A 16,273-nucleotide genomic window follows, 5' to 3' on the forward strand; every position below is an offset into this window, starting at 1 on the left:
ATATAAGCAATTTTCCCGAGTAAAGCGCATCCGGTGCGGTCGCGTCAAGCCTTTGCTTAACAAGCTCTCTCCTGCCATAGTCTAAACAGCCTGGTGGCCTACCTAAGCTGCCTACGGCGCTTTGCGCTACAGCATCCGTATACTATGCTGAACAAAGTCAGGCATTTGACTGTCTACGAATATAACAGTACGAGAGTAAGGATATCTGATGGATAAAAAGGATAAAAAGCCCCAACTTCCCATGGACAAAAAAACTCAGCTCAACTTCTGGTACGTCATTATTGCGGTGCTCGGCATTCTGCTCATACAAAGCATGTATGCCCGCTATACCAAGGTCGAGCCCATCCCTTACAGCCGCTTTCATACCTTACTGGATGAGGACAAGATTGCGGAGATAGCCATCACCGAAAATCATATTTATGGCACCCTGAAGGGGGAAGGTGCCGACGGATTGAAGGATTTCGTGACCACCCGTGTGGAACCCGAGCTGGCCGATAAGCTCGATCAACACCACGTGACGTATACGGGCGTGATTCAGAGCACCTGGATGCGCGATCTGCTGTCGTGGATATTGCCGATGGCGATTTTTTTCGGGATATGGCTGTTTATTATCCGGCGCATGAATCCGGGCGGCATGAGCGGCGGGCTGATGTCGATCGGCAAGAGCCGCGCCAAAGTTTTCGTGGAGAAAGAAACCAAGGTGACTTTCGCAGACGTGGCGGGAGTGGATGAGGCCAAGGAAGAACTGGAAGAAGTCATCAATTTTTTGAAGGATCCTGCCGGATACAGCCGCCTGGGCGGGCGGGTACCCAAGGGTATCCTGCTGGTGGGACCGCCCGGTACGGGCAAGACGCTGCTGGCCCGTGCTGTGGCAGGTGAAGCGAATGTTCCGTTCTTCTCGATCTCCGGTTCTGAGTTCGTAGAGATGTTTGTCGGGGTTGGGGCTGCCCGGGTGCGTGACCTGTTCGAACAGGCGCGTCAGATGGCTCCCGCCATCATCTTTATCGATGAACTGGATTCGCTGGGACGAGCCCGGGGCGCCTATGGGCTTGGGGGTCATGACGAGAAGGAGCAGACGCTGAATCAACTGTTGGCCGAGCTTGACGGTTTCGACCCTAAAAGTGGCGTGGTGCTGCTCGCAGCGACCAATCGGCCCGAAATCCTCGACCCTGCCCTGCTGCGCGCGGGGCGATTTGACCGCCAGGTGCTGGTAGATCGGCCCGACAAACCGGGGCGAGAGCAGATTCTTGCCGTACATCTCAAAAAGGTGAAGCTCGATCCTGACGTGAAGCCCGAGCAGATCGCGGCATTAACTCCCGGTTTTACTGGCGCGGATCTGGCCAACCTGGTGAACGAAGCCGCCCTGCTTGCTACTCGCCGAAACGGCGCATCGGTGACAATGGGTGATTTCAATAATGCTATCTTGCGAGTGGTAGCCGGACTTGAGAAGCGCAATCGCCTGCTCAATCCGGAAGAACGCCGTGTGGTGGCGTTTCACGAATTGGGGCATGCGATGGTGGCGCTCGCCTTGCCGGGGACTGATGCAGTGCACAAGGTTTCTATTATCCCACGTGGAATAGGCGCGCTCGGCTATACAGTGCAGCGACCCACTGAAGACCGGTTTCTCATGACCCGATCGGAATTGGAAAACAAAATGTCGGTGATGATGGGCGGACGAGCTGCGGAACGCGTGGTATTCAACGAAATATCAACGGGCGCATCGGATGACATCGTCCGCGCGACCGATCTTGCCCGCGCGATGGTGCTCCGTTACGGGATGACCGAAGCGATCGGTAATGTTGCGTATGACCGGGAGCGTTCGCAGTTCCTGCAACCCGGTATTCCCATGCCGCAAAGCCGGGACTATAGCGAAGATACGGCAAACACGGTTGACAACACGGTACGCGCGCTCGTCGATGGCGCGCTGGAGCGAGCGATAGAAATATTGGAAAACAACCGCCCGCTGCTCGACCGGACGGCGGAGGAACTGCTTCAGGCCGAAACGTTGAATGAACCCGAGATAGAGAACCTGAAACGGCAGATTACTGCCAGGCCCGTGCTTCCGCGCACCGAAACTACTCCCCCGGAAAGCGACAAAGTCCTGGAGAAAATGTAGGTTTCGAATGCTGACTTTGCATGACTGGTTGCCGCGCTGGAACAGGCCCCACTGGGTCTGCGCTGGGTTTGTTCCAGCTTGGCAGTCTCACAGTCTCAACCAAGTCGCGCATGCGCTCAATCTCGGCGTTCGCAAAAAAACCTTTCGACTAAAGCCGTTTACGCCAAACTATATCTGTTGATCCTTAATCCCAATTCGGCTGTAAACTCATCGGATCGCACTATATTGCTCATTCAATGCCGCAATGGCCATAGGGAACCCATCAAGGGATACGGGCAAGGTGACCTGTTTATCATTCTCTGCGATAAATGCTACTTGAGCCAGGCGGCCAGACTGCCAGAGTTTCAGCACATCTGGTACCAACCGGCCTGAAGCCTCGCATCGCTGCGCATTGCAATCGCTGATAGGGAGGCGCATCTCCGCTAATTCATCGATTTTTATTCCGATTCCCGGAGCAACTCTCGCAGTTGGTGAAAAGCGAAAGTGGATAGTAGGCACACTTGGGGAATCCAGATAATCTACAGTCACCCCGAGTAATACCTTGGCACTCTTCGGATTGGTGGTCACGATTTGAGATATGGCACACCTTTTCGAAGTCAAGTCTTTTACATCTTGAGTTCCCTCACAGGATAAGCTCCAGGATGAAAAACGCGCCGGGAGCGTCGCCCGAGGTTGTAGTTGCCGGGTCTCTTTACTAATGGGTGCAACCGGCTGCGAAGGCCCTGAATCACTGCGATCGCAACCGGCAACAAGAACCACGAAAAGCAAAACTGCAGTAGTTCGCATGGATTACCCACGCATATAGTAGTCAATACTCATGCGTGGCCTCTTTTCTCAATGTGACTGGCGACGGCGCAACACACTGCAGCCAAGGAGCCCTGCCAGTAAAAGTGCAATGGTCGAAGGCTCCGGCACGTCGTTTGTCGACACATCCACAACGATTGGACTCTGCGTCATACTGACAGCCCCGGCGCTGACAAATGTCAGACCAGTAACAAATGCCTGAGTGTCGGCGGGATCAAGACCTGCCGTGATATCAATGTCGCGCAAGCCAAATCGGCTCACGCCACCAATCCCGAAATCGAACACGTCCCCGACATTAACGTGGCCAAGGCTGATGTCATACAGGTTAGTGCCGGTATTAAATCCGAAAACGTCATATCCATCTGTGTCGCCAGCTACAACCGGAAACAGCGCCGTTTGAATGTTAGGTCCGGAATTAACCTCATAGTCGTAGCCAATCGCAACGAGCGGATCGATAAAGATTCTTTCATTGAGGTCGATGTTGAAATCGAAATGCCAGGCGCCATCCTGGACAATAACAGGTAATAACGGCGCATCGGGTGACGACCCATCTGAGGTTTCGCCATTGCGAATTGCCATGGTCCAAAGACCCGGCGTATCCTCACTGACGTTGCTCGTATTCGCGAGATTCAGTACCGACGAAGTCAAAGAACCGGGCAGCGCGAAAAAATGGGTATTATCACCAGCGTCATAACCTGCCTGCGCTGGCCTACCTCCCAACCCACCTGAACCGCCACTGGCATCTCCGGTTGTCCATTCAAGTTGCCGATAACGAAACTCAATGTCGAAATTGCCCGCGCCAGTATCTGGGCGATTGAGCAGCGTTACCTGGAAATCATTGACTTTATCGGTGTGGGCGCCGTAATAACCCACATTATGCCAGGTTGCGACCAGGGTATTTGCATTCGGAGAAGCAGTATATACAGCTCCTGTTCCTCTCGTATCCACGTCCCCCCAGAAGGGGGCGATCATGGGCTGACCTGAAACCGGAAAAGCATTGGGGGTGTAAGAACTAACCGGACCGCCAAAAGTTATATTTCCGTTGTTGTTTGCCCAGAACGTGCTGTAGTTGCTTCCAAAAAAATTTAATGTGAACGGCAAGTTAATCCTATTTGATGATCCGTCATCATTGGGCAATTGTGATAAATCCCCAAATCCCGCGGATCCGCCGAAACCGCTGCGCAGTTCCATCGCATGGACAGAACTGTATACGAAAACACTCGCTACCAATATTGTGCTGGAGAGCCATAAATTATTTTTCATTTTTTTCTAGGTTTTCCTTAATTAGAATATGGGCTGTGTACCCGGCTATTGAACCTAGCAATAATTATGCCTATGTTAGTTTTATTATTCTTTTCAGGTATTTACGAAAATGAGGATCGAAAGATCATCCATCTGCTGTAAACCTTATCGACATAAGAAGCAACGTATATGGGGGGCTAGGCAGCATAGATAGCTTGACTTCACATTCTGGAAGGTGGAGGTTTTGTCGTGAGGGGATACCTATATTGAGGTTCTCTGAGACAGTCACTCTCTCGCTTCACTCCCAAAAAAATTTCTATAAAGACTTCCGTTACTGTATACTCCGCGCTTCGATAAAAAGCCCTAATGTCATTACGGCTTTTTTCGGTTCATCGTTCCTGACCGTTTCTGAGTTCTCTTCCACTTTCAAGTTTCCAGCGGAAATTGGCGGCACCGTGGTTAGCGGCGATGTTTGGAACTCTAGATCAGCCCCTTATGGGTTGTTCAAGAGGTTTCTTATGTATGTGCGCTAGCCGAATAAAGGTGTCCGTTTCCGGAGCATATCCTGCTTGCGCGCTTTAGGCGCATTCCTTGATTCAGTAATCCTGTCATTCAGAGTTAGCGTGAAATGGGACAGATCCTGTCCCCAAACGCGGAATTTGAAGCGTTGCGTTCATAACTCCTCCGCACCAGATTCTTTTAAGTTGTGGCATGAAGCATGGAAACCGGATTTTTGAGAATGCGCCATATTTTTTCATTCAACAGGAAAAAACAACGTGTCTTTTGAAAATTTGAATCTGCACCCGCTCATCCTTAAAGCCGTCAACGATGCCGGCTATACTTCGCCCACGCCCATTCAGGAACAAGCCATTCCCGAATTGCTGGCCGGGCATGATGTCATGGCATCGGCTCAAACCGGCACGGGCAAAACCGCTGCTTTCATGTTGCCTGCCCTGCACCGGCTGGCTTCACCTTCCAAAGAACGCAGCCGCGGACCCCGCGTGCTGGTATTGACGCCGACGCGGGAACTCGCGCTCCAGGTGTCCGAGGCCACTGCCAAATATGGGAAGTACCTCCCGCGGGCCAAAGTGGTGAGCATACTTGGTGGTATGCCTTACCCGCTGCAAAACAAGCTGCTCTCGCAGGTGGTCGATATTCTTGTGGCCACTCCAGGGCGGCTGATCGACCACATCCAACGGGGGCGGATCGATTTTTCGCGCCTGGAAATGCTGGTGCTGGACGAGGCCGACCGCATGCTCGACATGGGCTTCATAGAGGATGTGGAACGGATTGCATCGGCCACCCCTGCAACCCGCCAGACCTTGCTGTTTTCAGCCACCCTGGATGGTGCAATGGATAATGTAGCTGCGCGTCTGCTGAATTCGCCGAAGCGCATCCAGGTAGCCACCTCCAAGGCCCGGTTGAACAATATCGAACAACGGCTGCATTACGTGGACGACATTTCCCACAAAAACCAGTTGCTGGATCACCTGCTTCAGGATATAGCGCTTAAACAAGCCATCGTTTTTACCGCCACCAAACGTGATGCGGATATGATCGCCGACAGTCTTTCCGCGCAGGGTCATGCGGCAGCCGCCCTGCACGGGGACATGAGCCAGCGCGACCGCAACCGGACTCTCATAAAGCTGCGCCAGGGGGGCATTAGAGTGCTGGTCGCGACCGATGTAGCCGCGCGGGGAATTGACGTGGCAGGCATTACCCACGTTATCAATTTTGATCTGCCGAAATTTGCCGAAGATTATGTGCATCGCATCGGGCGGACAGGACGCGCTGGCGCGTCAGGAATTGCGGTTTCATTCGCTTCCAGCAAGGATGGAATCCATCTGAAAAAAATCGAACGCTTTACCGGCCAGCGTATTGCTTCGCATGTCGTTCCCGGCTTGGAACCACGCGTTAAACCACGCCCTGGCGTGGGTGCCCAGCCCAGAAGTACGCCTAGTGTCGCCCATAAACGCAGTCGTACCTGGTCCAGCGATGTTCCGCACCGGAGCAACGCTTATAGGTCCGATGGAGACTGGAAGGCCGGGCAGAGTCGTTCACCTGCCGGTAATCGAGATACGTGGGGTAATACAGCGAGCAGTACCAAAGCCGCCAGAGCCAGCAGCGGAGGGAATAGCAGGCGCGACTCATTTGGAAGCACGACCGGTTCCAGCGCTTATTTCAGGGGGAAGTAGGCCTTTCATCCACGTGCCCATCCATCGGATGGGCCAGCAGCGGGGAATTTCCCACCCCGCTATTCACGCAATCCTTCCTTGCATCAATTTTATTCCGGCTGGTTGCGCATGAAGTCCGCAGTCTGATCGAACGCCATGGCGAGCTTCTTGCGCAAGGCTTCATCCAGCTCGATATCCACCATCGCTCGATACATGCAGCCCAACCACTGATCGCGCTCTGCAGCGCCGATAGGAAAAGGCATATGGCGGCTGCGCAAGCGGGGATCACCATACTTGTCAGTATAAAGTGTCGGCCCCCCGGTCCAACCTGAGAGGAACATGAACAATTTGTCCCGGGAACTGGTCAAGTCCTGCGGATGAAGCTTGCGTATGCTGTAATAGTCGGGATCCTCATCCATCAGGTCATAAAAACGGTCTACCAAATGACGGATGACTGCTTCCCCACCCATCCGTTCATAAGCTTCTATAAGGTGCATTTCATTCTCCTTCTTTCCTTTAACCACGCTTTAACCAGATCGTCACATCGTCAGGGAAGGCCGGAAGAACAAGGCGCTGCTTCCTCCATTGTTCCCTGTAAAGGTTCACGTTTCCTCAGCATGCGTAAAACCCAGTAGATAGCACAAGCAGCAAGCAGATGTTTTACGCTGTGTCCACTGATTGCGTGTCCGAGAGCATAAATCGGCCGGTCTGTGAATTCCGCAACCTTGCCGAGGGCATAAAGCCCCAGCGCAGCATAGATGTCTCCTCCGCGGGTATAACGCGAGCGGAAAAAAACACCAAGGAGAACGATGACCAGCAACGAATAGAACTGCACGACTACGTAAAAGTTCAGATTGCCCGCCCCGCGCTGCTCGCTCCAATACCAGTTCAGTACGGTACCCGCTCCGATCGCAATCAGGACAGGCAAAAGGCGTGTCCCTGCTTTTGGACCGATCCGGTCGTTGAGCGTTGCTGTCAGCAGCGCCATGATGCCGATTGCAATGGGTAATCGGTCCCATATCAGGCGATCGTTGTCAGGAGCCAGATGGTAGTAGGCTGAACCGAAGCATACCAGCGCCACGTTCAGGAACAAAATCACGAAAGGCCAGCGTTCGGACGGCAGGGTAAAGGCCTTGGCGGCAAGCGAGCTTCGGGAGGACAGCAGAAATACCAGCCCTGCGACTCCCACGAAGAGAAAGGCGAGGTTGGAGATTACGTTAAAACAGTTTGGAATGCCGAAACACTCACGGCTATCAGCGAAATGGTGATATGACAGGGGCTGCGGAATGGGTGGAACAATTGCGGCAAGCAACAACATGCCGACTGAAAGTATAGCCAGTATCCATAATTTGAATTTATTACTCAATTACTCGTCCAAACTCAACTGAAGGGCTTTGCATGCAAATAAGGAAGTGAACCATAATATGGTGCATGCAACATGAAAAGAGAAGACCTGGTATGAGAACAAGTGTTTCAACCCGCACGCAAAAACATCGTGCGATGCCGATTTGCCAGATCGATTTGAATATCAAGGAGAAATCATGAAAGTGCTGGGAGTACTTGCAACGTTAGTAACACTTATTATGACTTTTGGAAGTCGTGGCGTACTTGCCGAGCCTCTTAAGGTGGGCGAGGCAGCACCGGATTTTAATCTTCCCGATCAAAATGGCAAAAACCACAAGCTCTCGGATTACCACGGCAAATGGCTGGCATTGTATTTCTATGTCAAGGACGATACACCCGGGTGTACCAAGCAAGCATGCAAATTCCGCGATGACATTCACCAATTGAGGGATCTGGGGGCGGAAGTTATCGGTGTAAGCGTGGACGATAGCGCAAGCCATGCCAACTTTGCCAAAAAGTATGAACTTCCCTTTCCGCTTTTGGCAGACAGCAAAGGCGAAACTGCCAAGCGTTACGATTCGATATGGAGCATCATCGGCCTGGCCAAACGCAATACCTACCTCATTGACCCGGAAGGCAGAGTCGCTAAAATTTATTTATCAGCCAGCCCTTCGCGCAATTCTGTTGAAATAATCGAGGACTTGAAAAGAATGAAGGATTCCCGGTTGCATGTCAAAGATTGAAGCGAATCTCCAAATGTGAAACCTTTCAGAGCCTTGGAAACCGGGAGTCATCACCAAGCCTACCTGTAGATAAAGTAACAGATATTCCTGAAAGCGAATTTTCCCGTGAGGTGCCTTCATCGCATTCTTGCAACCGCCTCCTCCACTCGTTCCACTGCAATAATTTCGATGCCGGAAGGTGCCGCTTTCGGTTTATTGGCCTTGGGAACGATAGCTTGCACAAAACCCAGCTTGGCCGCTTCTCTCAGCCTTTCCAGGCCGCGCTGAACCGGGCGCACTTCTCCCGCCAGACCCACTTCCCCGAACACTACCGTTTTTTCCGGCAGCGGCCGGTTCTTGAGCGAGGAAACGATTGCCAGCAATACCGCCAGATCGGCACCCGGTTCGGTAATTTTCACACCCCCCACCGCGTTCACGAACACATCCTGATCGAAGCAGGCGATGCCCGCGTGGCGGTGCAAAACCGCGAGCAGCATGGCCAGCCGGTTCTGCTCCAGCCCAACGCTCAGTCTTCGTGCGTTAGGCGAGTGCGCCTCATCCACCAGGGCCTGGATTTCAACGAGAAGCGGCCGGGTGCCTTCCTGTGTCACCATGATGCAGGAGCCCGGCACCTGCCCGCCGTGATGAGAAAGAAACAGGGCCGAGGGGTTGCTCACCTCCCGCAAACCCTTTTCAGTCATCGCAAAAACGCCCAGTTCATTCACTGCGCCAAACCGGTTCTTGAAGGCGCGGATCAGGCGAAAACTCGAATGCGTGTCACCCTCGAAATAGAGAACTGTATCCACCATGTGCTCAAGTACGCGCGGACCGGCTAACGCGCCCTCTTTCGTTACATGTCCTACCAAAATGATGCTGGTACCGCTGGCCTTGGCGAGTCGGGTCAATTGTGCCGCACACTCGCGTACCTGAGCGACGGAACCGGGTGCGGATTGAAGCGCGTCGGAATAAACTGTCTGGATGGAATCGATAACAGCTACATCGGGTTTGCGTTCGGCCAGCACTTCCTGGATCCGCTCCAGGCGAATTTCAGCCAGCAAATGCAATGCCTTTGCATCGACCCCCATCCGTTTGGCGCGCATCGCCACCTGCCTGGCCGACTCTTCACCGCTCACGTACAACACGTTTCTCGCAAGCGGCGGCAGAGACATATTGCATAATGCCTGGAGCAGCAGCGTGGATTTGCCGATTCCCGGATCGCCCCCCAGCAATACCACGCCACCCTGCACGAGGCCGCCGCCGAGCACCCGGTCAAACTCTAGTAAGCCTGTCGAATAACGCTGCTCTTCTTCTGCCTCCACCTCGCTCAGGCTCTGAACTTCCCTGCTTTCCGAGACGGGGGTGAACCGGGACGCTGCCTTTTCGCTCATCGCCTCGACCAGCGTGTTCCATGCCTGGCAATGCGGGCATTGGCCCTGCCACTTCAAGGTCTGGCCGCCGCATTCGGTGCAGGAATAAGTGGATTTGGATTTAGCCATATGTGAAAAACCGGAATTCGTTATCGCCCTGAAAGCTCGATCATCGAAGTAATATATTTCATTTCCACGAACCACGTCATAGATATATCGAGCAGACGGCAGGTTCCGTCGAGCGCAAGATTGCATCAGTTCCAACAGTCAGAGATTTGAGGATCGACGCCGGCATAGGGAATTCCGGCCAATCTGGACATTTCGGCTTTCCAGGTGCAAATATCATCCCGGGTAAATTCCCGTAGGGAATGGTGGCCGCAAGCCCTTGTCATGATCTTCATCAGGTGCACGCTGCCGGTGAAAAACAGCGCCAGATCACGCGCCCTGGCGTCGACATCGATCTTGTTGACCAGGTGCTGGGCATGGGTTGCTATGCCAGCAGGGCAATCGCCGGAGTAGCAGATGCGCGCACCGGTACAGCCAATTGCCTGCAGCGCGCTGTTGGCCAGCGCGATTCCGTCGGCTCCCAAGGCTAACGCTTTGATGAAATCAGAGGGGATGCGCAAACCGCCGGCAATGATCAGGGTCACGCTATTCTTTGCGCCTTTCTCATGGCCGGCGGCGTCGAGAAATTTTCTCGCCCGCGCCAACGCGGCGATCGTTGGCACTGAAATATGGTCCCGGAAAATCGCCGGCGCAGCGCCGGTACTGCCACCTCGTCCGTCGAGAATGATGTAATCGGCTCCTGCATCGAGCGCGAAGCGCATGTCATCCTCGATATGGTTTGCGCTTATCTTGAAACCAATCGGGATGCCGCCCATCTGATCGCGAACCTGATCGGCAAAATCAGCAAAATCGCGGGGTGTGTGGAAATCGGCAAATGTGGATGGGGAAATCGCATCCTTGCCGACTTCAATCTGGCGTGCCTTGGCAATCTCCTCCGTGACCTTGCCTCCCGGCAAATGCCCGCCGGTGCCGGTCTTGGCCGCCTGCCCGCCCTTGAAGTGAAACGCCTTGACTTTGCCTTTAAAATCCTTCGCGAACTGACTCAAGTCGTCGTTTTTCTTCAGGCCGTTGCGCGCGCTGCCCAATTCGAACATATAGCTCTGATTCAGATCGAGTTCATCCCCCAGAATGCCGCCCTCACCTGAACAGATCGCCGTGCCGGCCAGATCAGCGCCCTTTGACAATGCCTGCTTGGCCCTTTTCGACAGCGCGCCATAACTCATATCGCCGACCAGCAGCGGGATATCCAGAACCAGGGGGTTTTGGGCACGCGGACCGATTACTAGCTGAGTATCCACCGGCGCATCATCCATTAATGGTTTTTTATGGAGCTGCGCTGTCAGAATCTGGATATCGTTCCATTTGGGCAGCGTATCCTTCGGCACCCCCATGGATACCACCGGCCCGTGATGTATTTCATCGGGATAGTCGATAAGCTGACGTCCCAGCTCGATCATCTGCAAAATATCGAACCGAGTGTTTTCGATGCTGGCCGCTATGTTCTTTTTCAATTCCTCGTTCATTGTTGCATCCTTTAATTATTTGCTTTGCGCAGATAGTCGGACAAGACATTTAACACCGAACTTGGCAGTTGCCCGCTGGGGGGCATCGGATTGATCGGTTCGTGCATGCGGCCTATGATTTTGTTAACCAGACCGGGGTGTTTGAAATCGGCTTCGGTCATTAAAACCGGCTTGGCCATTTCCGGCGTGTGGCAATAGCTGCAATGTTCCTGCAGATATTTGAACGGTTCCTTTTTGACCCGCTCCATCGTCCAGTGATCGTCCCATTGGCAATTTCCCGGCTGCCGGTCGCAATCATTGATCTTTTGCAAGGCCGTCTGATAGTGTCCGAGCGATAGTTTTTCCCGCAATTCGTTCTCCTCCTTGATCGATTTGGCGCTGACCCTGATCGGCAGGATGCCTTCGCTCTTTATCTTTTTATCGTGCGCGCTATCGCTGCGCTGAGTCTCGGAAACATTCGACAAAAACAAACGGGCACGCCAGTTTTCGCCAACCGCGGGATGAAATTTGTCGTCCTTCAGGCTATGGACGGAAAACAGGGAATTAACAAAAGTGGCGTAGACACCATTTCCGAGTGCATGGCATTGCGCGCACGCTTTCGCCTCGGGACTGACCAGACGCCTGGGCTTTTCCCAGGGATACTGCATCAGATCTTCATAATATTTATCTTTTTTGTCGGCTTCGCTCATCGCCAGTAAAAATTTGTTGAGCGTACCGTCTCCATCAAAAGGAGAAACCACCGAGTACAGCATTCCCGGCTGGCGGCGTGGTTTCAGAACCCTGCACTGATATTTGATGCGGTCGCCACGCCCATAGGTTTGTTCGAGATATTTTCCGCAAGCCTCGTTGCTGGAAAAACTTCTGAGACAGTTGGCAGAACTGCCGACAACCAGGCAGACCGGCTCATTGAATGGGTAGCGAATGAACGGACCGTTGGAGTGACAACGGGTGCAGCCGCCAAGGGTCGGCACCGACCAGTGGGCCACCATTTTTTCATCGAATTTACTGAAGCCTGGCGCAGGAATCTTTTCCCCCGGAATCAGAGCGACATCCGCTTCCGTTCTGATGGTTTCGACCGGCTCACCTTCATTGTTCTTCTCGATGACCTTCCACTTCCCATTGACCTTGAGGGTTTGCGTCGGCTGCCCGGCAAAATAGCAGGTTTTACCCGTATGCCGGTTATAGCCGATCAGGCCCAGTTCATTGTAATGATCGCCCTGCTTCGAAAAATTGCTATTTTTCCGGCATATGTAGACCCAATCGACGGTTTGCCCGCCCTTGATCTGATTTGTCAGGTGTTTGATGCGATTGCCGGGGACACAGCCAGCATTACGCATGTCCCGAAAAATGCCGCTGGGCTTGTCGCAGGAGGTGATGTCATCGAATAACCGGGTATCGGCATTCAACTTGAGCTGCCCGGTTTCGGAATTGCGGAACCGGGGAGTGCTCTCCGGCAAATCATCACCAAGCTCGATCACTTTGCCGCCGGCAAGCGTGCGCTCCGTCGGAATCAGCACTGCATCCGGACAGTGAATGGTTTCCTGAGGAAATGGTCCCAGCTCTGCTTCACAAACCTCGAAATATTTCTTGTTGATCTCAATTCTGACCTTGGATGGCGCGGCCACCGGCGTCATGTCAGGCTCATCCTCATAGGCTTGTTGCGCAAAGAGCTCTGAGGCAAACGTAAGAAGCAGGAGAAAAAAGCTGGATAAAATCTTTTGCTGCATCTCAATCTCCATCGATTTATCAATTAAACAAACTTATTATTCGGATTGAAGTACATAGATGCAGATGCCCCTGTCTGCGTGGCCGCATGAAATAATCCGGGTAACATTTTTTCGCGCACCGTTGCCGTCATCTTCAAGCGGTCTACCTGCTCAGCAATTATCCGGCTGTTGCCTGCTTTCCATTTTCTGGAAAAGATATGTCTATATCACGTTGTTCCATTCTTCCTCCGGGGTTTGAGGAGGCTGTCTGGTTAAAGTAAAACAGGTTCGGCAGCCTTCGCCGCGAGTTGTTGACAGCACCTTTCTTTGGCCTCGGCGGGTTGCTTGTCATCGATGGATTCAAGCAACCGCTGATGATTGAACCAGCATACCCATTCCAGGATGCGAGAAACCGGAATCCGTTATCGCCCGTGATCTCAAAAAATGCGTTTGGAATACAACTTGATTTGCGAACAAAATGATCTATATATATAACTGCGCAGATAATACAAAAACTATACGATGAGGACTCTTCCTTCGGGAGGAGTCAGGGCAGGCCGGAAGGGTGCGCGGCCCTACCGCCCGCGCTAATCCTCAAGTTGCGAGAAGCCGATGCAAAAGTAGCTGACGCGAGCTTCCTCTAAAAAGCGCCTCCTCTAAAAACCGGATTTCATGATGAACAAAAACGCGGGTGAGGCCGTCTCGGGCAGTTCGCATGCGGGCATATACGGCCCGCTTAAGGTACCGCTGTTTCGTGCTTTCTGGTTTGCCGCACTCGCGTCCAACGTCGGCACCTGGATAAACGGAGTTTCCTCAGCCTGGGTAATGACCGACCTCTCTCCTTCACCGGTGATGGTGTCTTTGGTGCAGGCAGCCACTTCGTTGCCCATGGTACTGTTCGCGCTGGTCGCTGGCGCGCTGACCGATATCGTAGACCGGCGACGTTACCTGCTCTTCACGCAAATATGGATGGCGCTTGCCGCGACAATGCTCGCCGTGCTTGCTGCTACCGATCAGATTGATATCTGGAACCTGCTGATTCTGACCTTCGCTCTCGGCATTGGCGCATCACTGGCGACCCCTGCGCTGAACGTCACTGCCCCCGAGCTCGTTCCCCGGGACATGCTGCCGGAAGCGGTCGCATTGAGTTCGTTGTCAATGAATCTATCGCGTTCCCTCGGGCCTGCCATTGCCGGCGTGTTGCTGGCCCAGATCGGCGCATGGGCCGCTTATAGCCTGAATGCACTCTCATTCATAGGCATGATTATCGTGCTGTGGCGGTGGAAGCGCGAACCGGAAGAACGATCGCTGCCGCCCGAACGCTTTTTTCAGGCGTTGCGTGCCGGGGTGCGCTATGCACATATAGCGTCGCCTTTCCGGGCGGTGCTGATTCGTACCACGGCTTTTATTCTCTTCGCGGCTTCGGGATGGGCCCTGCTTCCGCTGATTGCACGAGTTGAATTGGGCGGGGGACCCGGGACTTATGGACTCTTGCTCTCCTTCGTCGGTATTGGGGCAGTTTGCGGTATCCTTGTTCTGCCCCGGTTGCATGAGCTTGTCTCCCGCGATCGCCTGGTGCTGGTGGCAAGCCTGATTTATGCCGCGACGATCATGGCACTGGCAACCCTGCAGAGCGAAGAGATGCTTTACGCCGTCATGGCGCTTTCCGGCGCGACATGGGTTGGCGTGCTCTGGTCGCTGCAGGTTACCGCACAGACCGCTGTTCCTGCCTGGGTCCGTGGACGCGCACTGTCTCTCTATATCATGGTCTTCTCCGCCGGCCTGGCATTGGGAAGCCTGTTTTGGGGCTGGGTTGCTGCCAGCACCACCGTTCCCACCGCGCTCCTGCTATCCTCGGTCGGGACTATGGTGGCAGCGCTGGCTGTTCGCAATTTCAGCCTGGGGTCCCGAGAGGCACCGGATCTTGCTCCTTCATACCATTGGCGGCCACATCCTCCAGCAATGGAAGAACCTGACTTGCGCCGGGGACCCGTGCTGGTCACTGTCGAATATGAGATTGCGCTGGATCAGCGGCGAGCCTTCCTGGAAGCAATCCGGTCACTGGGGGCATCGCGCCGGCGCGATGGGGCGTTTGCCTGGGGGGTCTTTGAGGACCTCGAGAAGCCGGGGCGTTATATCGAATTCTTTCAGCAGGCCTCCTGGCTGGATCATTTACGCCAACATGCACGCGTTACCCGCGAGGACCAGCGTGTGCAGGAAAACGTCGATCGCTTTCATAAAGGCACCGAAGCACCGCGAGTTTCACATTTCATCGGTGGTGCGCCGGCAGCGTCAACCGACAGTACGGTGGGTGGCGAGAACATGACTCAAGCATAAAGAGGAAACTGCTACGCAAATTGTCGAGCTTGACGAGCCGTCTTTTTCCGTTTCACTGAAAGGAGCATTTACTTGATCCAACTACGTCCTGCCCATGAGCGGGGTCATGCCGACCACGGCTGGCTGAATTCCTGGCACAGCTTTTCTTTCGCGGACTATTACGATCCTGAGCACACGCAGTTTCGTTCGTTGCGGGTGATCAACGACGATACCGTTCAGCCGGGGCAGGGTTTTGGCACGCATGGACACCGCGACATGGAGATTGTCAGCTATGTGCTGGAAGGCGCGCTGGCGCACAAAGACAGCACAGGTGGCGGCTCAGTGATCCGCCCCGGAAGCGTTCAGCGCATGAGTGCGGGCACGGGTGTGCGGCACAGCGAATTCAATGCGTCACAAAGTGAAAGAGTCCATTTCCTGCAAATCTGGTTCCTGCCCAACAAGACCGGTATTCCGCCCGGCTATGAGGAGAAATACTTTGATGAAGCGGAAAAGCGCGGGAAGCTGCGCCTGCTTGCCTCGCCGGATGGCGCCAATGGTTCTGTAAAAATACAGACCGATGCGAAGATGTTCGCTGCGCTGGTGGATGGGGGCGAGCGAATTGAACACAGTATTGGCTCAGGTGATGATGTTTACGTCCACATTGCGCGCGGCCATATATCACTGAATGGGCATGCGCTTGAACCGGGAGATGCTGCCATACTTACCAATGAAGATCGTCTGGTTCTCGATCAGGGTCAAAAGGCGGAAGTGCTGGTGTTTGAATTGTGGTGAGGAGCGTTCTGACAGGGAATCAGTGCATTCGATAGGTAACCCCTGCAGGAAGAAGCAGCAGCAATGAGTCCCAGAGGAGCTTCAGGCACGATAGATTGTCA

At 53.7% G+C, this 16,273-nt stretch carries 12 protein-coding genes and 1 pseudogene; 5 read left to right on the plus strand and 8 right to left on the minus strand.

Annotation, left to right across the window (positions count from 1 at the left end):
• Positions 1-241: 241 nt before the first annotated feature.
• Entirely contained in the window at positions 242-2,116 is a 1,875-nt protein-coding gene (gene ftsH, locus ACZ5BW_RS09370) for an ATP-dependent zinc metalloprotease FtsH (RefSeq protein WP_464543682.1), read from the plus strand.
• Positions 2,117-2,323: 207 nt separating this feature from the next.
• Here ftsH and ACZ5BW_RS09375 read toward each other — a convergent pair whose 3' ends face one another.
• Positions 2,324-2,902 carry an invasion associated locus B family protein gene (locus ACZ5BW_RS09375; protein ID WP_464539241.1) on the minus strand — a complete coding sequence of 193 codons (579 nt, stop codon included), beginning with the start codon at positions 2,900-2,902 and terminating at the stop codon, positions 2,324-2,326.
• 48 nt (positions 2,903-2,950) lie between these two features.
• Entirely contained in the window at positions 2,951-4,183 is a 1,233-nt protein-coding gene (locus tag ACZ5BW_RS09380; protein ID WP_464539243.1) for a nidogen-like domain-containing protein, read from the minus strand.
• 755 nt (positions 4,184-4,938) lie between these two features.
• Here ACZ5BW_RS09380 and ACZ5BW_RS09385 point away from each other — a divergent pair.
• A complete protein-coding gene (locus tag ACZ5BW_RS09385) occupies positions 4,939-6,357 on the plus strand; it encodes a DEAD/DEAH box helicase (RefSeq protein WP_464574135.1) in 1,419 nt (472 codons plus the stop codon).
• An 89-nt stretch (positions 6,358-6,446) separates the two neighbouring features.
• Here ACZ5BW_RS09385 and ACZ5BW_RS09390 read toward each other — a convergent pair whose 3' ends face one another.
• Positions 6,447-6,833 (minus strand): group II truncated hemoglobin, encoded by a 387-nt coding sequence (locus ACZ5BW_RS09390; protein WP_464539248.1) that lies wholly within the window; start codon positions 6,831-6,833, stop codon positions 6,447-6,449.
• 50 nt (positions 6,834-6,883) lie between these two features.
• Entirely contained in the window at positions 6,884-7,702 is an 819-nt protein-coding gene (locus ACZ5BW_RS09395; protein ID WP_464539250.1) for an alkaline phytoceramidase, read from the minus strand.
• Positions 7,703-7,877: 175 nt separating this feature from the next.
• On the opposite strand from ACZ5BW_RS09395, the gene ACZ5BW_RS09400 reads away from it, so the two are divergent.
• The gene (locus ACZ5BW_RS09400) at positions 7,878-8,423 is read left to right on the plus strand and encodes a peroxiredoxin (RefSeq protein WP_464539252.1); all 546 of its coding nucleotides are present in this window, start codon (positions 7,878-7,880) and stop codon (positions 8,421-8,423) included.
• Between the two features lie 116 nt (positions 8,424-8,539).
• On the opposite strand, the gene radA is transcribed toward ACZ5BW_RS09400, so the two are convergent.
• The 4 genes and pseudogenes from radA to ACZ5BW_RS09420 form a co-directional block, all read right to left on the minus strand.
• A complete protein-coding gene (gene radA / locus ACZ5BW_RS09405; protein ID WP_464574137.1) occupies positions 8,540-9,898 on the minus strand; it encodes a DNA repair protein RadA in 1,359 nt (452 codons plus the stop codon).
• 125 nt (positions 9,899-10,023) lie between these two features.
• Positions 10,024-11,358 carry an FMN-binding glutamate synthase family protein gene (locus ACZ5BW_RS09410; protein ID WP_464539256.1) on the minus strand — a complete coding sequence of 445 codons (1,335 nt, stop codon included), beginning with the start codon at positions 11,356-11,358 and terminating at the stop codon, positions 10,024-10,026.
• A gap of 11 nt (positions 11,359-11,369) precedes the next feature.
• Positions 11,370-13,085 carry a hypothetical protein gene (locus ACZ5BW_RS09415; RefSeq protein ID WP_464539258.1) on the minus strand — a complete coding sequence of 572 codons (1,716 nt, stop codon included), beginning with the start codon at positions 13,083-13,085 and terminating at the stop codon, positions 11,370-11,372.
• A gap of 251 nt (positions 13,086-13,336) precedes the next feature.
• Positions 13,337-13,465: pseudogene (locus ACZ5BW_RS09420) on the minus strand (IS3 family transposase); the annotation flags it as partial.
• Positions 13,466-13,736: 271 nt separating this feature from the next.
• Between ACZ5BW_RS09420 and ACZ5BW_RS09425 the strand changes: the two are divergent.
• Positions 13,737-15,401 (plus strand): MFS transporter, encoded by a 1,665-nt coding sequence (locus ACZ5BW_RS09425; protein WP_464539260.1) that lies wholly within the window; start codon positions 13,737-13,739, stop codon positions 15,399-15,401.
• A 72-nt stretch (positions 15,402-15,473) separates the two neighbouring features.
• Positions 15,474-16,172: a pirin family protein gene (locus tag ACZ5BW_RS09430; RefSeq protein WP_464539262.1), complete on the plus strand. Its 699-nt coding sequence runs from the start codon at positions 15,474-15,476 to the stop codon at positions 16,170-16,172.
• The last annotated feature ends 101 nt before the right edge of the window (positions 16,173-16,273 follow it).

The organism is Nitrosospira sp. TNL300, assembly GCF_055385915.1.